Source organism: Azohydromonas sp. (genome assembly GCF_035325925.1).
GTDB lineage: Bacteria > Pseudomonadota > Gammaproteobacteria > Burkholderiales > Burkholderiaceae_C > Calidifontimicrobium.
This window is the reverse complement of sequence record NZ_DAOKZA010000001.1, coordinates 80,981-98,937: the sequence shown is the minus strand read 5'-3', so window position 1 is coordinate 98,937 and position 17,957 is coordinate 80,981. Positions and strand designations below refer to the sequence as shown.

At 73.3% G+C, this 17,957-nt stretch carries 21 protein-coding genes; 16 read left to right on the top strand and 5 right to left on the bottom strand.

The window, feature by feature from the left end:
• Window positions 1-45: 45 nt before the first annotated feature.
• Window positions 46-375 carry a flagellar hook-basal body complex protein FliE gene (gene fliE / locus PKC53_RS00415; RefSeq protein ID WP_324425136.1) on the bottom strand — a complete coding sequence of 110 codons (330 nt, stop codon included), beginning with the start codon at window positions 373-375 and terminating at the stop codon, window positions 46-48.
• A gap of 183 nt (window positions 376-558) precedes the next feature.
• Between fliE and fliF the strand changes: the two genes are divergently transcribed.
• From fliF to fliR, 13 genes are all read left to right on the top strand, one after another.
• A complete protein-coding gene (gene fliF, locus PKC53_RS00410) occupies window positions 559-2,232 on the top strand; it encodes a flagellar basal-body MS-ring/collar protein FliF (RefSeq protein WP_324425134.1) in 1,674 nt (557 codons plus the stop codon).
• A 2-nt stretch (window positions 2,233-2,234) separates the two neighbouring features.
• Window positions 2,235-3,239 carry a flagellar motor switch protein FliG gene (gene fliG / locus PKC53_RS00405; protein ID WP_324425131.1) on the top strand — a complete coding sequence of 335 codons (1,005 nt, stop codon included), beginning with the start codon at window positions 2,235-2,237 and terminating at the stop codon, window positions 3,237-3,239.
• Between the two features lie 12 nt (window positions 3,240-3,251).
• A complete protein-coding gene (locus PKC53_RS00400) occupies window positions 3,252-3,971 on the top strand; it encodes a FliH/SctL family protein (protein WP_324425129.1) in 720 nt (239 codons plus the stop codon).
• A complete protein-coding gene (gene fliI, locus PKC53_RS00395) occupies window positions 3,968-5,386 on the top strand; it encodes a flagellar protein export ATPase FliI (protein WP_324425128.1) in 1,419 nt (472 codons plus the stop codon). Before PKC53_RS00400 ends, fliI begins: the two co-directional genes overlap by 4 nt.
• 29 nt (window positions 5,387-5,415) lie before the next feature.
• On the top strand, window positions 5,416-5,880 hold the full coding sequence (gene fliJ / locus PKC53_RS00390) for a flagellar export protein FliJ (protein ID WP_324425125.1): 465 nt from the start codon (window positions 5,416-5,418) through the stop codon (window positions 5,878-5,880).
• A 13-nt stretch (window positions 5,881-5,893) separates the two neighbouring features.
• The gene (locus tag PKC53_RS00385) at window positions 5,894-7,066 is read left to right on the top strand and encodes a flagellar hook-length control protein FliK (protein ID WP_324425123.1); all 1,173 of its coding nucleotides are present in this window, start codon (window positions 5,894-5,896) and stop codon (window positions 7,064-7,066) included.
• Window positions 7,067-7,215: 149 nt separating this feature from the next.
• Window positions 7,216-7,785, top strand: a complete 570-nt coding sequence (locus tag PKC53_RS00380) for a flagellar basal body-associated FliL family protein (RefSeq protein WP_324425121.1) — start codon at window positions 7,216-7,218, stop codon at window positions 7,783-7,785.
• Window positions 7,786-7,822: 37 nt separating this feature from the next.
• On the top strand, window positions 7,823-8,827 hold the full coding sequence (gene fliM, locus PKC53_RS00375; protein ID WP_324425119.1) for a flagellar motor switch protein FliM: 1,005 nt from the start codon (window positions 7,823-7,825) through the stop codon (window positions 8,825-8,827).
• Window positions 8,828-8,861: 34 nt separating this feature from the next.
• On the top strand, window positions 8,862-9,272 hold the full coding sequence (gene fliN / locus PKC53_RS00370; RefSeq protein ID WP_324425380.1) for a flagellar motor switch protein FliN: 411 nt from the start codon (window positions 8,862-8,864) through the stop codon (window positions 9,270-9,272).
• 21 nt (window positions 9,273-9,293) lie between these two features.
• A complete protein-coding gene (locus tag PKC53_RS00365) occupies window positions 9,294-9,662 on the top strand; it encodes a flagellar biosynthetic protein FliO (RefSeq protein ID WP_324425117.1) in 369 nt (122 codons plus the stop codon).
• Window positions 9,655-10,422 carry a flagellar type III secretion system pore protein FliP gene (gene fliP / locus PKC53_RS00360; protein ID WP_324425115.1) on the top strand — a complete coding sequence of 256 codons (768 nt, stop codon included), beginning with the start codon at window positions 9,655-9,657 and terminating at the stop codon, window positions 10,420-10,422. The genes PKC53_RS00365 and fliP overlap by 8 nt, the downstream gene beginning before the upstream one ends.
• A gap of 154 nt (window positions 10,423-10,576) precedes the next feature.
• On the top strand, window positions 10,577-10,846 hold the full coding sequence (fliQ, locus tag PKC53_RS00355) for a flagellar biosynthesis protein FliQ (protein ID WP_324425113.1): 270 nt from the start codon (window positions 10,577-10,579) through the stop codon (window positions 10,844-10,846).
• Window positions 10,847-11,178: 332 nt separating this feature from the next.
• Window positions 11,179-11,952: a flagellar biosynthetic protein FliR gene (fliR, locus tag PKC53_RS00350; protein ID WP_324425111.1), complete on the top strand. Its 774-nt coding sequence runs from the start codon at window positions 11,179-11,181 to the stop codon at window positions 11,950-11,952.
• Here fliR and PKC53_RS00345 read toward each other — a convergent pair.
• From PKC53_RS00345 to PKC53_RS00330, 4 genes are all read right to left on the bottom strand, one after another.
• The gene (locus tag PKC53_RS00345) at window positions 11,912-12,193 is read right to left on the bottom strand and encodes a DUF2798 domain-containing protein (RefSeq protein ID WP_324425109.1); all 282 of its coding nucleotides are present in this window, start codon (window positions 12,191-12,193) and stop codon (window positions 11,912-11,914) included. The two genes, fliR and PKC53_RS00345, sit on opposite strands and share 41 nt — an antisense overlap.
• A 155-nt stretch (window positions 12,194-12,348) precedes the next feature.
• Complete coding sequence (locus PKC53_RS00340) at window positions 12,349-12,735, bottom strand: VOC family protein (RefSeq protein WP_324425107.1); 387 nt, start codon at window positions 12,733-12,735, stop codon at window positions 12,349-12,351.
• Between the two features lie 28 nt (window positions 12,736-12,763).
• Entirely contained in the window at window positions 12,764-13,414 is a 651-nt protein-coding gene (locus PKC53_RS00335) for a response regulator transcription factor (RefSeq protein ID WP_324425105.1), read from the bottom strand.
• Window positions 13,411-14,565: a histidine kinase gene (locus PKC53_RS00330; RefSeq protein WP_324425103.1), complete on the bottom strand. Its 1,155-nt coding sequence runs from the start codon at window positions 14,563-14,565 to the stop codon at window positions 13,411-13,413. Before PKC53_RS00330 ends, PKC53_RS00335 begins: the two co-directional genes overlap by 4 nt.
• Window positions 14,566-14,961: 396 nt before the next feature.
• On the opposite strand from PKC53_RS00330, the gene PKC53_RS00325 reads away from it, so the two are divergent.
• From PKC53_RS00325 to PKC53_RS00315, 3 genes are read left to right on the top strand one after another with little or no spacing between them, the layout of a single operon-like run.
• The gene (locus PKC53_RS00325) at window positions 14,962-15,393 is read left to right on the top strand and encodes a hypothetical protein (protein ID WP_324425101.1); all 432 of its coding nucleotides are present in this window, start codon (window positions 14,962-14,964) and stop codon (window positions 15,391-15,393) included.
• Between the two features lie 48 nt (window positions 15,394-15,441).
• Window positions 15,442-15,804: a response regulator gene (locus PKC53_RS00320; protein WP_324425099.1), complete on the top strand. Its 363-nt coding sequence runs from the start codon at window positions 15,442-15,444 to the stop codon at window positions 15,802-15,804.
• Between the two features lie 42 nt (window positions 15,805-15,846).
• The gene (locus tag PKC53_RS00315) at window positions 15,847-17,955 is read left to right on the top strand and encodes a chemotaxis protein CheA (RefSeq protein WP_324425097.1); all 2,109 of its coding nucleotides are present in this window, start codon (window positions 15,847-15,849) and stop codon (window positions 17,953-17,955) included.
• The last annotated feature ends 2 nt before the right edge of the window (window positions 17,956-17,957 follow it).

Sequence of the window (17,957 nt, the reverse complement as noted above, 5' to 3'; positions counted from 1 at the left end):
CCTAACCTGTTGCCAGTGCTCAGATCAGAACTCATGCGCCAGGGGCTAAACCTGCATGTTCATGATCTCGGAATAGGCCTGCACCAGCCGGTTGCGCACCTGCAGCGTGGCCTGGAAGCCGATCTGCGCGCGCTGCATCGCGACCATCGTCTGCTCGAGGCTGACCTGCGGGTTGTCCAGTTGCAGTTCGCGCTGCAGGCGCTGCGCCTCGGACTGCTGCGCGCTGACCGACTTCAGCGCCTGCGTCATCGCCTGCTGGAAGCTCGGCGCCTGCGCCGCCGGCGCACCGCGCGCCGCGAGCGGCGTGCCGTCGGTGCGCAGCCCGGCGCGCGCCACGGCCTGGGCGAAGTCGAAGGGCTTGAGCTCGAGTTTCATCGTCGGGTCGCCGATCGGGCGCGTCGGTCCTCCTGCACGCTGTCCACTGTAGTCGCACGGCCGCCGCGCCGCGGGGTGAAGTGCCGCGCGTTTGCGCCCCTGTTCGCTTCATCGGCGCGGGGGCGCTTCCGAACAATCGACCCCGTCGAGAACCGGCCCTGCCGCCACGCGCCCACAGCCCCGATGGACAACGCCCTGATCCCCGCCTCGCCGAATGCCGTCGCCGCCGGGCCCGCATCGGGCGGCGGCGCCTTCGCCCGCCTGGCGACGATGCCGCTGCGGTCGCGGCTGCTGCTCGGCGCCGGCATCGCGGCGCTCGTCGCGGTGCTCGTGGCGCTGGCGCTGTGGGGTCGCCAGGGCGACTGGCGCGTGCTGTACGCGAACCTGTCGGACAAGGACGGCGGCGCGATCATCGCGCAGCTGTCGCAGATGGCGGTGCCGTACAAACACGCCGAGGGCGGCAGCGCGATCCTGGTGCCCGCCGACCGCGTGCACGACGCGCGCCTCAAGCTGGCCTCGGCCGGGCTGCCCAAGGGCGGGGTCGTCGGCTTCGAGCTGATGGACAATGCGCGCTTCGGCCAGACCCAGTTCCAGGAACGGCTGACCTTCCAGCGCGGGCTCGAGGGCGAGCTCACGCGTTCGATCGGCGCGCTGTCGGCGGTGCAGTCGGCGCGCGTGCACCTGGCGCTGCCGAACCAGAACGGTTTCTTCCGCGAGCAGCAAAAACCCAGCGCCAGCGTGCTGCTGACGCTGTACCCCGGGCGCACGCTCGAACGCGCGCAGGTCGCCGGCATCGTGCACCTGGTGTCGTCGTCGGTGCCCGAGATGAACCCGAAGGCGGTCAGCGTGCTCGACCACGACGGCACGCTGCTGTCGGGCCCGTCGGAGTCGCTCGCGCAGCAGGGGCTCGACGCGCAGCAGCTGCAGTACGTGCAGCAGGTCGAGCAGGCCTACGTCAAGCGCGTCGTCGACCTGCTCGAGCCGCTGGTCGGACGCGACAACCTGCGCGCCACCGTCACCGCCGAGGTCGACTTCTCGCAGACCGAGTCGACCTCGGAGCTGTTCAGCCCGAACCAGGGCAACGCGCCGGCGGCGGTGCGCAGCCAGCAGGTCTCCGAGGCCAACAGCGCGACGCCGACGGCGCCCAGCGGCGTGCCCGGGGCGGCGAGCAACCAGCCACCCGTGCCCGCCAGCGCGCCGATCGAGGGCACCGCGCCCGCCCTGCAGGCCGCGCAGGGCGGTGCCGGCGCCGGCAGCCTGCGCCGCGACCAGGTCACGAACTACGAGGTCGACAAGACCGTGCGCGTGACGCGCGCCGCCACCGGCAACGTCAAGCGCCTGAACGCCGCGGTGGTCGTCAACCACCGCACCGGCACCGACGCGAAGGGCAAGCCCACCAGCACCCCGCTGTCCAAGGAAGAGCTCGACAAGCTCACCGCGCTGGTCCAGGAGAGCATCGGCTTCAGCAAGGATCGCGGCGACTCGGTGCGCGTGATCAACGCGCCGTTCCGCGTCGAGACGCCGCCCGAGCCCGAGGTGCTGCCGGCGTGGCGTCAGCCCTGGGCGCTGGACCTGCTGCGCGCCTGGGCGGTGCCGGCCGCGCTGACGCTGGTCGCGCTGGTCGCGGTGTTCGGCATGGTGCGCCCGGCGCTGCGCACGATCGCGCCGCCGGCGCTGGGCGCGCGGCTCGACGCGGTGGTCGCCGACCGGCCCGGTGAAGCCGGCGCACCGACGCTGCCCGCGCTCGAGGCGCCGCGCTCGAGCGAGCGGCTCGACCGCGCGCGGCAGCTGGCGCGCGAGAACCCGGCCGCGGTGGCCGGCGTGGTGCGCGGCTGGGTCAGCGGGGGAGCCTCCTGAGCATGGCCGCGCTCGACGACCAGGGCATCGAGGACGCGGCGATCCTGCTGATGTCGCTCGGCGAGGAGGAGGCCGCCGAGGTCTTCAAGCACCTCGCGCCGAAGGAGGTGCAGCGCGTCGGCGAGGCCATCGCGAGGATGCGCACGGTGCCGCGCGAGAAGGTCGACGCGGTGCTCGAGCGCTTCCACACCGTCGCCGGGGAGCACAGCACGCTGGTCGCCGACAACGACGAGTACGTCAAGTCGGTGCTGCGCAAGGCACTCGGCGACGACAAGGCCAACCTGCTGATCGAGCGCATCCTGCAGGGCAGCGACGTCTCGGGCATCGAGAGCCTGAAGTGGATGGACCCCGGCTCGGTGGCCGAGCTGCTGCGCAACGAGCACCCGCAGATCGTCGCGGCGATCCTCGTGCACCTCGACCACGAACACGCCAGCGAGGTGCTCAAGTGCTTCGGCGAGCGCCAGCGCAACGAGGTGCTGGTGCGCGTGGCCACCCTCGACGGCATCCAGCCGTCGGCGCTGAAGGACCTCAACGACGTGCTCAGCCGCGTGCTCGCCGGCGGCGACCGGCTGAAGAAGTCGTCGCTGGGCGGCGCGAAGACCGCCGCCGAGATCATCAACCTGCTGGGCAGCTCGGTCGAGACCTCGGTGCTCGACTACATCCGCGAGGCCGACGCCGACCTCGCGCAGAAGATCATGGACAACATGTTCACCTTCGACGACCTCGAGCAGCTCGAGGACAAGGGCATCCAGGCCCTGCTCAAGGAGGTGCAGAGCGAGTCGCTGGTGGTCGCGCTCAAGGGCGCGAGCCCGACGCTGCGCGACAAGGTCTTCCGCAACATGTCCACGCGCGCCGCCGAGACGCTGCGCGAGGACCTCGAGTCGCGCGGGCCGGTGCGCCTGTCGGAGGTCGAGGCCGAACAGAAGGAGATGCTGAAGATCGTGCGCCGCCTCGCCGACGAAGGGCAGATCGTGCTCGGCGGCAGCGGCGACGACCAGTACGTCTGACGGGCCGCGCCGATGTCGAACCCGAACAAGCCCGTCGACCGCGTCCCGAACTACGCGCGTTTCATCCCGCGCGAGGAGCTGCGCGACTTCGCCGCCTGGACCCCCGACGCGTTCGGCGGCGGCGCGCCGGGCGACGCCGGCCGCGGCGCGGGCGACGCCGCCGACGAGCCGTCGACCGCCGGCACCGAGCCGGGTTCCTCGCGGCTCGACGCCGCGCGCCAGGCCGGCTACCACGACGGCTACCGCGACGGCCTGGTCGCGCTCGACGGCTTCAAGCGCAGCTTCGCGGCGCAGACGACGGCACAGGTGGGCGCGCTGCTCGAGCGCTTCGACGCCGCGCTGCTCGGCCTCGAACGCGAGATGGCCGCCACGCTGGCGCACACCGCCGTCGAGCTGGCGCGCCAGGTCGTGCGCAGCGAACTGGCCACGCGCCCCGAGCTGGTGACCCGCGTCGCCGAGGACGCGCTGGCCGCGGTGCTGATGTCGGCGCGCCACATCCGCATCAGCGTGCACCCCGACGACCAGCCGCTGGTCGCCGAGGGCGCCGCCGAGGCGCTGGCCGCGCGCGGCGCGCGGCTGGTCGCCTCGCCCGACGTGGCGCGCGGCGGCTGCATCGTCGAGTCCGACCTGGGTCGCGTCGACGCGGGCATCGCCACGCGCTGGGCGCAGGCCGCGGCGTCGCTGGGACAGGCCGTGCCGTGGGTCGACGGCGCAGCGGAGGACCGGACGTGACGACCACCGCCGAGGCGCGCACGCAGCGCTGGACGCGCTACCTGCAGGACCTGCGCAACTGGGCCGCGACGCCGCAGCCGCTGGCCACCGAGGGCACGCTGGTGCGCGTCACCGGGCTGGTGCTCGAGGCCGCCGGGGTGCGCGTGCCGGTGGGCGCGGTGTGCGAGGTGCGCGTCAGCGGCGCCGCGCCGGTGCTTGCCGAGGTCGTCGGTTTCCACGGCGACCGCGCCTACCTGATGGCCACCGGCGAACTGCACGGCCTGGCCAGCGGCGCGCGCGTCGTGCCGCGCGACGTGCCCGTGGTGCCGCCGGTGCTCGGCGAGCAGGTGCACCCCTGGCGCCGCAGCGAGGACCGCGGACTGCACCTGCCGATGGGCGAAGGCCTGCTCGGGCGCGTCGTCGACTCGATGGGCCAGCCGATCGACCGCCTGGGCCCGATCGCGCACACCCGCGACGAGCCGATGACGCGCCGCCCGATCAACGCGATGGACCGCGACCCGATCCGCCAGCCGCTGGACACCGGCGTGCGCGCGATCAACGCGCTGCTCACCGTCGGCCGCGGCCAGCGCATCGGGCTGTTCGCCGGCACCGGCGTCGGCAAGAGCGTGCTGCTGGGCATGATGGCGCGCTACACCGCCGCCGACGTGATCGTCGTCGGGCTCATCGGGGAGCGCGGGCGCGAGGTCAAGGAGTTCATCGAGGACATCCTCGAGGCCGAGGGCCGCGCGCGCAGCGTGGTGGTCGCCGCGCCCGCCGACGCGCCGCCGCTGCTGCGGCTGCAGGGCGCGGGCTACGCCACCGCCATCGCCGAGCACTTCCGCGACCGCGGCCAGCACGTGCTGCTGCTGATGGACAGCCTGACGCGCTACGCGATGGCGCAGCGCGAGATCGCGCTGGCCATCGGCGAGCCGCCGGCCACCAAGGGCTACCCGCCGAGCGTGTTCGCGAAGATGCCCGCGCTGGTCGAACGCAGCGGCAACGGCCTGAACGGCGTCGGCTCGATCACCGCGTTCTACACCGTGCTCACCGAGGGCGACGACCCGCAGGACCCGATCGCCGACGCGGCGCGCGGCATCCTCGACGGGCACATCGTGCTGTCGCGCGAGCTCGCCGAGAGCGGCCACTACCCGGCGATCGACGTCGAGCGCTCGATCTCGCGGGTGATGACGGCGATCGCGCCGCGCGAGCAGCTCGACGCGGCGCGGCGCGTGCGCCAGCTGCTGGCGCGGCTGTCGAAGGCGCGCGACCTGATCCAGGTGGGCGCGTACGCGCCCGGCCACGACCCCGAGCTCGACGCCGCCGTGCGGCTGCGCCCAGCGCTCGAGGCGCTGCTGCAGCAGGACATGCACGAACGCGCGCCGCTGGCCGACAGCCGCGCGCAGCTGCGGGCCACCGTCGGCGCACGACCCGAATGACCCCCACGACCCCACTCCCGCGAGACGCCATGCCCACCCTGCACCTGTTGCTCGAACGCGAAGAGGCCCTGCGCGACACCGCGCTGCGCCGCCTGCAGCAGGCCGAGGACGACGCGCGGCGCGCGCAGTCGCAGGCCGAGATGCTGGCCGGCTACCGCGACGAATACCGCGCCCGCTGGGGTGCGCAGTTCGCGCAGGGCGCCAGCGTGTCGGTGGTGCAGTGCTACCGCGGCTTCATGACGCGGCTCGACGACGCGATCGCGCAGCAGCAGCGCCACGCCGCGCAGGCCGCGGCGCACGCCGGGCAGTGCCGCGACGAGCTCGCCGCGCGGCAGGTGCGCGTCGCGTCGGTGCGCAGGCTGATCGAGCGGCGCGCGCACGAGCAGCGGCGCGGCGCCGTGCGCCGCGAGCAGAAGGCCGGCGACGAGGCCGCCGCGCGGCTGCAGCGCGCGGCAGCCCCGTGGCCCGCGGTCGCCGTCGGCGGCGGCGCCTGAACCCGACCCCGCGATGAACCCGGCCACCCCCACCCTGCCCCCGACCACGGCCGCCGGTGCCGCCACCGCGGTGCCGCGCGCCGACGCGGCGCGCAGCGACGCCGGCACCTTCGCCGCGCTGTTCGACCTGAACCTGGCCGCGACGCCGCAGCCGCACGACGGCGGCGCGGGCGGGCGGCGCGCCGAGACGCACGACGGCGACCCGCTCGGTCCCGACGCAGCCGGTGGCCTGGCCGCCGAGGCCACCGACCCCGCCCCCGGCGCCTGGCTCGCGGAGCAGCTCGCCGCCCGCTCGCCGTCGGGCGCGCCTGCCGATCCGGCTGCCGTCGCGGCGGCGTCCGCGGTCGACGCCACCGCCACCGACGACGCCGGCCGGTCCGCCGCGCCGGGGCGCGCTGGCGCCCGCGCCCCTGCGGCAGCGTGGCCGCATGCCGGTGGCGCGGACGACGCCGCCGCGCGCCGTGTGCTCGGCGGGTCCGCGCACGACGCCGGCGCGGCGCCGGCCACCGCGGCCACGACACCGCGCCGCGCCGGCGACGCGCTGCAGGCGGCCGACGCGGGCGCGTTCGCCGCCGCGCTGGCCGAACGCGGCGTGCGCGCCGAGGCGGCCGCGCTGGCCGCATCGTCCGCGGCGCCGGGCGACGCGATCGTGCCGACGACGGCGGCCGGCAGCACTCCCGCGCCGCCGGCCTTCGGCGACGCCGCCGCCCTCGCCGCGGCCGCCACGACGCCCGCGACCGAGGCGGGCCCCACCGCCGGTGGCTCGGTGCCCGAGGCGCGCCTGCCGCAGCCACCGCATTCGCCGGCATTCGCCGCGGCGCTGGGCCAGCAGGTGGGCCTGTGGATCCGCCACGGCGTGCAGCAGGCGGTGCTGCAGCTGAACCCCGCCGATCTCGGCCCGGTGGCGGTGCACATCGCGCTCGACGGCCAGCGCGCGCACGTCGACTTCAGCGCGGCGCAGGCGGCCACGCGCACCGCGCTCGAGGCGAGCCTGCCCGCGCTGGCGGCGGCGCTGCGCGACAGCGGCCTGATGCTGGCCGGCGGCGGCGTGTTCGACCGTCCGCGCGACCGCGGTGGCGACGCCGACGCCCCGCCGCGCCCGGGGGGCGATGCCGTCGAACGCGGCACCGACGCCTTGCCCGCCGTCGCGCTGCGCCGCCGCGGCGTCGTCGACCTCGTCGCCTGATGCGCCGCCTGCGGCGCCGGCGGGCGACGACGCTGCGGCCGGCGAAAGCCTCGCTTTGCCCCTGCTATTCGCCGATTCGGCGGCGGGGGCGGCTCGAATAATCGTGCGCAGTGCCCGCCCCGTCGGCGGCACCGTTGCGAGGACCGTCGATGCCTGCCGCCGCCGCCACCGCCCCCGTCGAAGCCGCACCGAAGAAGGGCAAGAAGAAGCTGATCGTCGCCGCGCTGGCGGCGCTGGCGCTGCTGCTCGCGCTCGGCGCCGGCGCGATGTGGTGGCTGCAGATGAACGCCGCGACGGACGACGACGACAGCGAGGCGGCCGCGGAGACGCGCGCGCGCGCCGACGGTGCGGCACCGACCTTCGTGCCGCTGGAGGTGTTCACCGTCAACCTCGCCGACCGCGACGGCGAGCGTTACGCGCAGATCGGCGTCACGCTCGAGCTCGACGACGCGAAGACCGCCGAGCGCATCAAGGCGTTCATGCCGGCGATCCGCAACAACATCCTGATGGTGCTGGCACACAAGACCTCGGCCGAGCTGCTGCAGCGCGAGGGCAAGGAGCAGCTCGCCGCCGAGATCCGCCGCGAGGCGCTGCGCCCGCTGGGCTTCGAGCTGCCGGCGCCGGGCGCCGCGGGCGACGACGCCGCGACGAGGCCGCGCCGCGCGGCGGTGCCGGCGCCGGTCACGCGCGTGCACTTCTCCAACTTCATCATCCAGTGAACGGCGCCGCCGCGGCCGCCACGCGAGCGCATCGACGATGAGCCAGCAGATCCTTTCGCAGGACGAGGTCGACGCCCTGCTGCAGGGCATCACCGGCGAGAGCCAGAAGCTCGAGCCCGACGACGAGCCGGCCGGCGGCATCCGCGACTACGACCTGGCCAGCCAGGAACGCATCGTGCGTGGGCGCATGCCCACGATGGAGATCATCAACGAGCGCTTCGCGCGCAACATCCGCATCGGGCTGTTCAACTTCATCCGCAAGACCCCCGAGGTCTCGATCGGCGGCATCAAGGTGCAGAAGTACAGCGCCTTCCTGCGCGAGATCGTCGTGCCGACGAACTTCAACATCGTCAGCGTCAAGCCGCTGCGCGGCTCGGGGCTGATCGTGTGTGACCCGAACCTGGTGTTCGCGGTGATCGACGCGCTGTTCGGCGGCGCCGGCAAGTTCCACACGCGCATCGAGGGGCGCGACTTCAGCCCCACCGAGCAGCGCGTGATCCAGCGCCTGGTCGACGTCGTGATCGCCGAGTGGCGCAAGGCCTGGGGCAGCATCTACCCGCTCGAGCTCGAGTACCAGCGCTCGGAGATGCAGCCGCAGTTCGCCAACATCGCCACGCCCAGCGAGATCGTCGTGGCCACCTCGTTCACGTTCGAGATCGGCGACACCAGCGGCATGGTGCACTTCTGCATCCCGTACAGCACGCTCGAGCCGATCCGCGACGTGCTGTACTCGACCATGCAAGGCGACTCGGCCGAGCCCGACCGGCGCTGGATCAACCTGCTGAAGACGCAGATCCAGGCCGCCGAGGTCGAGCTGGTGGCCGAGCTGGCCACCGCGCCGGCCACCGTCGAGCAGTTGCTCGCGCTCAAGCCCGGCGACTTCATCGAGCTCGACCTGTCGCCGGCCATCGAGGCCAAGGTCGACGGCGTGCCGGTGCTCGAGTGCCACTACGGCACCAGCAACGGCCGCTACGCGCTGAAGGTCGACCGCCTGATCTCCAGCTCGAACCTGGGCTGGCTCGGAGACTCGCATGCCCGCTGAACCGATCCCCGCCACCCGCACCGACGACGCGACGATGAGCGAAGAAGACCGCATGGCCGCCGAGTGGGCCGCCGCGCTCGCCGAGAGCAAGCCCGAGACCGCGTCCGAGGTCGCCGCGCCGCAGGCCACGCCGGCGCCGTTCGCCAACCTCGCGCCGGCCGCCGGCACCGCGGCGGCGGGCAACGACATCAACATGATCCTCGACATCCCGGTGCAGCTCACCGTCGAGCTGGGGCGCACGCGGATCCCGATCAAGCACATCCTGCAGCTCGCGCAGGGCTCGGTGGTCGAGCTCGACGCGCTGGCCGGCGAGCCGATGGACGTGCTCGTCAACGGCTACCTGATCGCGCAGGGCGAGGTGGTGGTGGTCAACGACAAGTTCGGCATCCGCCTGACCGACATCGTCACGCCGAGCGAGCGCATGCGCCGCCTCAGCCGTCCCTGACCGACGCGGACCCGACGCCCGATGGATGCCCTGCCCTCCGGCCTGAGCGCGCTGATGTGGTTCGCCGTCGTCGTCGCGGCGATCCCGCTGGTGCTGTGGCTGGTCAAGCGTTCGCCGGTCGGCGCCGCGGCGCAGATGCCCGGCGCGATGCGCACCGTCGGCGTGCTGCCGCTGGCGCCCGGCCAGCGCCTGGTCACGGTCGAGATCGGCCAGGGCAGCGAGCGCCGCTGGCTGGTGCTGGGCGTGACGGCTCAGCAGATCACGCCGCTGCACGAGATGTTGCCCGGCAACGCCGCGACGACGCCCGCCGCGGGCGAGTCGTCGGCGCCGTTCGCGCAGTTGCTGTCGCAGCTGGGCGTGCACCCGCGCGAAAAGCAGCGCGATGCCTGAGCATCGTCCCCGCGTGGCGCGCGCAGGCGCCGCGCTGGCACTGCTCGCGCTGCCGCTGCTGGCCGCCGCGCAGCCGGCGCCGCCGCCCGGCGCGACGCTGCCACTGATGGTCGCGCAGGGCGCCGGCACCAGCTACTCGGTGCCGATCCAGACGCTGCTGTTCTTCACCGCGCTGAGCTTCGTGCCCGCGGTGCTGCTGCTGATGACCGCGTTCACGCGCATCGTCATCGTGCTCAGCCTGATGCGCCAGGCGCTGGGCACGCAGGCCGCGCCGCCGAACCAGGTGATCATCGGCCTGAGCCTGTTCCTGACCTTGTTCGTCATGGGGCCGACGGTGGACCGCGTCTACGAACAGGCGTGGCAGCCGTACGCGGCCAACCAGATCGCGTTCGACGAGGCGCTGTCGCGCGGCGAGGTGCCGATGCGCGAGTTCATGCTCAAGCAGACGCGCCAGAGCGACCTGCAGCTGTTCGCGCGCCTGGCCAAGCTGCCCGAGGGAACGGCCGGCGAGGCGGTGCCGTTCAAGGTGCTGGTGCCGGCGTTCGTGACCAGCGAGCTGAAGAGCGCGTTCCAGATCGGGTTCCTGATCTTCATCCCGTTCCTGATCATCGACATGATCGTCGCCAGCGTGCTGATGAGCCTGGGCATGATGATGCTCAGCCCGGTGCTGGTGGCGCTGCCGTTCAAGCTGATGCTGTTCGTGCTCGCCGACGGGTGGAACCTGCTGCTGGGTTCGCTGGCGGCTTCGTTCGCCACATGACGACCCGCCCCCGAAGCGCCTGCGGCGCTTGCCCCTCGAGGCGGCGCCGCCCGCGGACCGGCCAAGCCGGATCCGCGGCGGTCGCTCGAAGCGTCGAGGCACATCCGACTTCGGCGCCACAGCGGTGGCATGCACCCCGGAAAGGACCTCCACGATGGACGCGACCCAGGTCTTCACCACCGGCCAGCAGGGGCTGTGGCTGCTGCTGATGGTCGCCGCGCCGATCCTGCTGACCGTGCTCGGCATCGGCCTGGTCGTCAGCGTGTTCCAGGCCGCCACGCAGATCAACGAGGCGACGCTGAGCTTCGTGCCGAAGATCGTCGGCGCGGTGGTCGCGCTGGCCGTCGCCGGTCCGTGGATGCTGACCACGCTGGTGGAGTACCTGCAGCGCACGCTGCAGTCGATTCCCTCTGCCGTGGGATGACGCCGCAGACCACCCCTGGCGCAACGACTCCGCCTCAGCCGACTGCCGCCGGTTGCAGCCGTTGCAGCCGCGCCGCTTCGGCTGCCTGCAGTGGTCGGCACGGGACCGCCGCCGGCGGGGCAGGCCGCGCCCTCCATGTCGCCCGCCGCCGGCCTGAGGCCGGTGGCTCCTCCTTCGCTTCCGGTCGCGACGTGCCCCGCCGGCGGCGATCCGGCACCGTCGTGGTCTGTCCCAGGCGCGTCGGGACGATGGCCTGCCGAGGCCGGCAGGTCTCGGTCCGCAACACCCGGTCGTCGTCCCCGCACGGCGCCCGAGGCAGCCCCTGAGCGGACATGGTCACCTTCAGCGACACCCAGCTGCTGGCCTGGATCAGCCCGCTGATCTGGCCGTTCCTGCGCGTGCTCGCGCTGTTCGCCGCGCTGCCGGTGCTGGGCACGCGCACCGTGCCGCTGCGCGTGCGCATCGCGCTGTCGTTCTTCATCGCGCTGGCCGCGCAGCCGGTGCTGCCGCCGCTGGCCCCCGAGGTCGCCGCGATCGCGCTCGACGCGCCGGCCGCGGCGCTGCTGGTGGCGCAGCAACTGGTGATCGGCATCGCGCTGGGCTTCGCGGTGCGGCTCGTGTTCGCCGCGGTCGAGCTGGCCGGCGAGGTGATCGGGCTGCAGATGGGGCTGAACTTCGCCGGCTTCTTCGACCCGGTCACCGCCAGTCAGGGCACCGCCACCGGGCGCTTCTTCGGCACCGCGGTGGCGTGGCTGTTCATCGTCATCAACGGCCACCTGATCGTCATCGCCGCGGTGGTCGCCAGCTTCACCGCGTTCCCGATCGGGCCCGAACCGTTCGCCTTCGTGCGCCAGATGCAGCCGCAGGCCTGGGGCGCCGAGGTGTTCCGCCTCGGGCTGTGGATCGCGCTGCCGATCATCGCGATGCTGCTGTTCGTCAACCTCGTGCTCGGGCTGATCTCGCGCGTGGCCGCGCAGATGAATATCTTCGCGATCGGCTTTCCGATCACGGTCGGCGTCGGGCTGCTGGGCATGCTGCTGACGCTGCCGATGATGCAGGTGCCTTTCACGACCGCGCTCGAGGCGATGCTGGCGCGCTTCCAGTAGCCGCGCCCGGGTGCGTCTCGACGATCGCCGCGGTCAGGCGGCGCACCACCGGCTGCACCGCCAGCAGCGTCGGGAACGCGATCACCCACGACAGCCCCCAGGCGCCCCACCACACCGAGACGAAGTTCGCGGGCAGCCCGATGCCGCGCCAGGTGGCGATGCCCGAGACGACGAAGGTCATCAGCAGCGACAGCAGCATCGGCGCGACCAGCGGCGCGTAGCGGGCGGGGAGCTTGCGCATCTCGTGGGGTCCTTTCGCGAAGGCGCTCGGCAGGCGCGCCAGTGTGTCGCGCCGCGGCGTCGCGCACCTCGACACGGATCAAGCCGCCGGCACGCACGCCTGCAGCCGGCCCGCACGACCGGCGAGCCGGTCAGGGTCCGGTGGGCGGCGCGCGGTCAGCGCCCCGGCGGGGGCTGCCAGAGCTCGACCTTGTGGCCCTCGGGGTCGAGCACCCAGGCGAACGTGCCGAAGTCGGACGCCTCGATGCGGTCGAGCACCTGGCAACCCTCGGCGCGCAGCGCGCCGACCAGAGCGCGCACGTCTTCGACGCGGTAGTTGATCATGAACGGCGCGCGGCTCGGCGCGAACGCCTCGCCGTCGGCCGGCCCGATCGACCAGACCGTCGTGCCGCCGCAGGGCCGACCGTCGGCGTCGGTCCAGCCGAACGCCGTGCCGCCCCAATCCTGCACGTCGATGCCCAGGTGCCGGCGGTACCAGTCGCGCAGCGCCGCCGGATCGCGCGCCTGGAAGAAGATGCCGCCGATGCCGGTGACCCGTCTCATGACCTGCCCTCCTGCGCGGGCGCCGCGCTCAATCGCCGACCAGCCCGTTGCGGATCGCGTACACGGTCAGCTCCGAGTTGTTCGACAGCCCGAGCTTCTCGAGCACGCGCGCACGGTACACCGACACCGTCTTCGGCGACAGCATCAGTTCCTCGGCGATGTCCGACAGCCGCTTGCCCGAGGCGATCATCACCAGCGTCTGCAGCTCGCGGTCGGACAGCTTTTCGTGCGCCTGCTCCGGCGCCGGCGCGGTCAGGCTCTCGACCAGCATCTGCGCGATCTCCGGCGTCACGTACTTGCGTCCCTGCGCCACGGTGCGCACCGCCTGCACCAGCAGCTGCGGGTCGCCGCCCTTGTTGACGTAGCCGAAGGCGCCGGCGCGCAGCGCGCGGATCGCGTACTGGTCCTCGGGGTACATGCTGACCACCAGCACCTTCACCGCGCTGCCCTCGTCCTTGAGCACGCGCAACACGTCCAGACCGCTGCGCCCCGGCAGGTTGATGTCGAGCACCAGCACGTCGCACGGCGAGGCGCCTTCGGCGAGCGTGCGCATCAGCGTGCGCAGTTCGCCGTAGTCGCCGGCCTCGCCGACGACCTCGATGTCCGACGCGTCGGACAGCGTGTCGCGGATGCCGCGGCGCACCAGCGCGTGGTCGTCGCAGAGGATGACTTTGATCACAGGTCCCCCCAGGCGGTGGTCGGGTCGTGCTCGAGGTCGGAGTCGGGGCCGGGGTCGCGCACCGGCGGCGCGTGCGCCGCCGCCACCGGCACGCTCAGCAGCAGCGACGTCCCGCGCCGCCCGCTCGACAGGTCGATGGTGCCGCCCACCGTCGACGCGCGCTCGTGCAGCCCGCGGATGCCGAAGCTGCGCGCCTTGGCCAGGTCGGCGCGCGTCAGCCCGACGCCGTCGTCGGCGACCTCAAGCGACAGCACGCCGCGCGCCAGCGCCAAGTCGATCGACACGCGCCGCGCCTGTGCGTGCTTGCTGATGTTGGTCAGCGCCTCCTGCGCGGTGCGGTAGGCCACCAGCGGCACGCCCGCGGGCAGCTCGGGCAGCTCGTCGTGGCTGCTGCGGAAAGCGCAGGCGATGCCGGTGCGCTTCTCGAAGCGCCCGGCCATCCACTGCAGCGCGGCCACCAGCCCCTGCTCGAGGATCGCCGGGCGCAGGTTGTGCATGATGCGCTTGCTGCTGTCGAGCGCGTGCGTCACGGTTTCCAGCGCCGCCTGCACGCGCTGGCGCACCTCGGGGTCGGCGGTACGGCGCTCGATCCAGGCCAGGTCGAACTTCAGCGCCACCAGCGAGCCGCCGACGTCGTCGTGGATCTCGCGCGCGATCGCCGCGCGCTCGCCGTCGATGCTGGTCTGCAGGTGCTGCGCCAGCTCCGACAGCCGCTGGCGCGACAGCGCCAGCTCGCGGTCGGCGGCGCGGTGCGCGCGCTCGGCCTCGGCCGCGGCGATCGCGTTCTCCATCGCCGGCGCGAGCCGCGCCATGTTGTGCTTGAGCAGGTAGTCGCTGGCGCCGTGGCGCATCGCCTGCACGGCGGTGTCCTCGCCGATCTCGCCGGACAGCAGGATGAACGGCAGCGCCTGCGCGCCGGCGCGCACCATCTCGAGCGCGTCCAGGCCGCTGAATCCGGGCAGGTTGAAGTCCGACAGCACGGCGTCCCAGGTCTCGGACAGCGCGTCGCGCAGCTCGGCGGCGGTCTCGATGCGGCGCATCTCGACGTCGAGCCCGCTGCGGCGCAGCTGGGTGGCCGCCAGCTCGTGGTCGAGCACCGAGTCCTCGAGGTGCAGCACGCGCAGCCGGCGCGAGAACGCGGGCGGATTCATGGCCAAAGTATCGCCCAGCGCCGCCACCGGCCGCCGTGCGCGCCGGGCGCACGCGAATTGGCGGGCGTTGGACCGCGTATTGCCGCTCAACCCCGCGGCGCACCGGCCGAAGTCAAGGCATCCCGCGGGGACGGACGGCGTGCGCCCCCGGCCCCGGCCCCGCCCCGACGGAGTTGACATGAACCACCCCCGCAGCGCCCGTGGCGACGCCGGTCGGCCCGCACGCCGGCCCGCCCTCGCGCGCGACGAACGGTCCGCAGCGACCGTCGTTCGACGGCGCCCGGCGCCGTCGAAGGCGGCGCCGGGCGCGCGCCGGTCGAGCCGGGTGCGCGATGGCCGCCGGATCGTCGGGGGGGCGGGCGGCGCGGGCGGCGCGAGGCGCGCTGGAGCGTGGACATGAACGACGACATCCACCTGCCCGGCGGCACCGAACGCCTGCCGCTGGCCGCGGCGGCGGCGCTGCAGGACGACCTGATGACGGTGTGCAACGACCTCGAGCGCCTGCTGTCGCTGCTCGAACACGCCAGCGACGCGCTGCTGGTGAGCTTCCACGCCGCCGACCACGAGGCCACCGCGCTCGACGCCTCGCCGCTTCGCGATCGGCTGCGCACCCACCTCGGCCGCGCGGTGACGGCGCTGCAGTTCCAGGACATGGCCTCGCAGCTGGTGGCGCACTCGCAGCACCGGCTGCGCCACTGCGCCGACCGGCTGGCGCGCGACGCGATGGGCGACGACGACGATGGCGAGGCGCTCGTCACCCACGCTCCGCAGCGCCCGAACCCGGTGACACAGGACGAGATGGACGCCGGCTCGGTCGAGCTGTTTTAAAGATCGCCGCCCACGCACCGAAATCCCCAAGGACTCGCGGAGAACCCCATGCACTCAATCCTCGCGGTGGACGACTCGGCGTCGATGCGCCAGATGGTGTCGTTCACGCTGAAGAACGCCGGCTTCCACGTCGTCGAGGCGGTCGACGGCGTCGACGCCTGGGACAAGGCCAGCAAGGGCGACTTCCACCTGGTGCTCACCGACCAGAACATGCCGCGCCTGGACGGCATCGGCCTGACGCGCAAGCTGCGCGAGAACACGAAGTACAAGACCACGCCGATCCTGATCCTGACCACCGAGTCGAGCGACCAGATGAAGCAGGCCGGGCGCGCCGCCGGTGCCACCGGCTGGCTGGTCAAGCCGTTCGACCCCGCGAAGCTGATCGAGGTCATCGGCAAGGTCGTCAAGTGATCGCAGGCGCTGCGCGCCGCGGCATCCCCGCAGGAGTCCTCGATGGCTGACACCACGCCCGGCAGCGCCGCCGCGGGCATCGACCTGAGCCAGTTCTACCAGGTCTTCTTCGAGGAGGCCGGCGAGAACCTCGAGCAGATGGAGCAGATGCTGCTCGACATCGACCTCGACCGGGTCGACGACGAGACGCTGCACGCGGTGTTCCGCTGCGCGCACTCGGTCAAGGGCGGCGCGGCGACCTTCGGTTTCGCCGACGTCGCCGAGCTGACGCACCAGATGGAGACGCTGCTCGACCGGCTGCGCCGCCACGAGCTGGCGCCCACCGCGGCGATGGTCGACGTGCTGCTCGCCGCCGGCGACGCGCTGAAGGCGCAGCTGGCGCGGCACCAGGGCCACGACGTCGCCGCGGTCGACGCCCAGCAGCTGCTGGCGGCGATCCGTGCGCTGGCCGAAGGCAGTGCACCGGCCCACGCCCCGACCGCCGCGCCCTCCCCGGCCGCTGCTGCCGCGGCGCCGGCGGCCGGGGCCAGCGAGGGCGCGGCCGCTGGCGCCGCGGCGGCCGCGCGAGCCGCGGTGCGCGCGCTCGAGATCACCATCGGGCCGCTCGAGCAGCCCGAGCTGGCCGACAACCTGGCCGAGCTGTTCCGCGAGATCACCGACCTGGGCACCATCGAGCCGCTCGACGCCGGCCACGCCGCCGACGGCATGCGGCGCTACAAGGTGCTGACCACCAGCGCCGACGCCGAGTTGCTCGACCTGTTCGGCTTTCACGTCGCACGCGAGCAGATCCGCATCGCGCCGCTCGGCCCGGGGTACGGCTTCCACGCCGGCGCGCCCGGCGCTCCGCCGGCGCAGCCCGACGACCCCGGCTACGGCTTCTTCGCCGACGCGCCGGGCACGCCGGCCGCCGCGGCCGCGTCGCCCGCGCCGCCGCAGCCCGCCCCGGTGGTCCGCCCCGCGCCGCGCGGCGAAACGCGCGGCGCGACGGTCGAGTCGTCGACGCTGCGCGTGTCGGTGGACAAGGTCGACCAGCTGATCAACCTCGTCGGCGAACTCGTGATCACGCAGGCGATGCTGGCGCAGAACAGCAAGGGCGTCGAAGGCGCCGCGCTGCAGGCGCTCGCCGCTGGCCTGGCGGACCTGGAACGCAACACGCGCGACCTGCAGGAAGCGGTGATGTCGATCCGCATGATCCCGATGTCGCTGGTGTTCAACCGCTTCCCGCGCATGCTGCGCGACCTCGCGGCCAAGCTCGGCAAGAAGGTCGAGCTGGTCACGCACGGCGAGGCGACCGAGCTCGACAAGGGGCTGGTCGAGAAGATCACCGACCCGCTGACGCACCTGGTGCGCAACAGCTGCGATCACGGCATCGAGACGCCCGCCGAGCGGCTGGCGCGTGGCAAGCCCGAGCACGGCACGATCACGCTGGTGGCCAGCCACCAGGGCGGCAGCGTCGTCATCGAGGTGCGCGACGACGGCAAGGGCCTCAGCCGCGCGAAGCTGCTGGCCAAGGCGCGCGAGAAGGGCATCGACGCGCCCGACACGCTCACCGACGCCGAGGTCTGGAACCTGGTCTTCGCGCCCGGCTTCTCCACCGCCGAGCAGGTCACCGACGTCTCGGGCCGAGGCGTCGGCATGGACGTCGTGAAGAAGAACATCACCGCGCTCGGCGGGACGGTCGAGATCGACTCGGCCGAGGGTCACGGCATGAGCGTCAAGGTGCGCCTGCCGCTGACGCTGGCGATCATGGACGGCATGAGCGTGGGCGTCGGCGACGAGTGCTACATCCTGCCGCTGGCGTCGGTGGTCGAGTCGTTCCAGGTGCGCGCCGGCACGATCCGCACGATCGGCGGCAGCGGCCGCGTGGTGCAGGTGCGCGACGAGTACCTGCCGGTGGTCGAGCTCGAACGCGTGTTCGCGGTGCCGCGACGCGACGCGCAGCCGCCCGGGATCATGGTCGTCGTCGAGGACGAAGGCGGGCGCATCGCGCTGCTCGTCGACGAGCTGCTCGGCCAGCAGCAGGTCGTGGTGAAGAACCTCGAGGTCAACTACCGCCGCGTCGACGACGTGTCGGGCGCGACGATCCTCGGCGACGGCCGCGTCGCGCTGATCCTCGACGTCGGTTCCCTGGTGCGCGGTGCGCGCCACTGATC

What these genes read in the sequence shown, in the direction of transcription:
- fliE (WP_324425136.1), bottom strand. Translation starts at nt 375, where the DNA reads ATGAAACTCGAGCTCAAGCCCTTCGACTTCGCCCAGGCCGTGGCGCGC.
- fliF (WP_324425134.1), top strand. Translation starts at nt 559, where the DNA reads ATGGACAACGCCCTGATCCCCGCCTCGCCGAATGCCGTCGCCGCCGGG.
- fliG (WP_324425131.1), top strand. Translation starts at nt 2,235, where the DNA reads ATGGCCGCGCTCGACGACCAGGGCATCGAGGACGCGGCGATCCTGCTG.
- PKC53_RS00400 (WP_324425129.1), top strand. Translation starts at nt 3,252, where the DNA reads ATGTCGAACCCGAACAAGCCCGTCGACCGCGTCCCGAACTACGCGCGT.
- fliJ (WP_324425125.1), top strand. Translation starts at nt 5,416, where the DNA reads ATGCCCACCCTGCACCTGTTGCTCGAACGCGAAGAGGCCCTGCGCGAC.
- PKC53_RS00385 (WP_324425123.1), top strand. Translation starts at nt 5,894, where the DNA reads ATGAACCCGGCCACCCCCACCCTGCCCCCGACCACGGCCGCCGGTGCC.
- PKC53_RS00380 (WP_324425121.1), top strand. Translation starts at nt 7,216, where the DNA reads ATGCCTGCCGCCGCCGCCACCGCCCCCGTCGAAGCCGCACCGAAGAAG.
- fliM (WP_324425119.1), top strand. Translation starts at nt 7,823, where the DNA reads ATGAGCCAGCAGATCCTTTCGCAGGACGAGGTCGACGCCCTGCTGCAG.
- fliN (WP_324425380.1), top strand. Translation starts at nt 8,862, where the DNA reads ATGAGCGAAGAAGACCGCATGGCCGCCGAGTGGGCCGCCGCGCTCGCC.
- PKC53_RS00365 (WP_324425117.1), top strand. Translation starts at nt 9,294, where the DNA reads ATGGATGCCCTGCCCTCCGGCCTGAGCGCGCTGATGTGGTTCGCCGTC.
- fliP (WP_324425115.1), top strand. Translation starts at nt 9,655, where the DNA reads ATGCCTGAGCATCGTCCCCGCGTGGCGCGCGCAGGCGCCGCGCTGGCA.
- fliQ (WP_324425113.1), top strand. Translation starts at nt 10,577, where the DNA reads ATGGACGCGACCCAGGTCTTCACCACCGGCCAGCAGGGGCTGTGGCTG.
- fliR (WP_324425111.1), top strand. Translation starts at nt 11,179, where the DNA reads ATGGTCACCTTCAGCGACACCCAGCTGCTGGCCTGGATCAGCCCGCTG.
- PKC53_RS00345 (WP_324425109.1), bottom strand. Translation starts at nt 12,193, where the DNA reads ATGCGCAAGCTCCCCGCCCGCTACGCGCCGCTGGTCGCGCCGATGCTG.
- PKC53_RS00340 (WP_324425107.1), bottom strand. Translation starts at nt 12,735, where the DNA reads ATGAGACGGGTCACCGGCATCGGCGGCATCTTCTTCCAGGCGCGCGAT.
- PKC53_RS00330 (WP_324425103.1), bottom strand. Translation starts at nt 14,565, where the DNA reads ATGAATCCGCCCGCGTTCTCGCGCCGGCTGCGCGTGCTGCACCTCGAG.
- PKC53_RS00325 (WP_324425101.1), top strand. Translation starts at nt 14,962, where the DNA reads ATGAACGACGACATCCACCTGCCCGGCGGCACCGAACGCCTGCCGCTG.
- PKC53_RS00320 (WP_324425099.1), top strand. Translation starts at nt 15,442, where the DNA reads ATGCACTCAATCCTCGCGGTGGACGACTCGGCGTCGATGCGCCAGATG.
- PKC53_RS00315 (WP_324425097.1), top strand. Translation starts at nt 15,847, where the DNA reads ATGGCTGACACCACGCCCGGCAGCGCCGCCGCGGGCATCGACCTGAGC.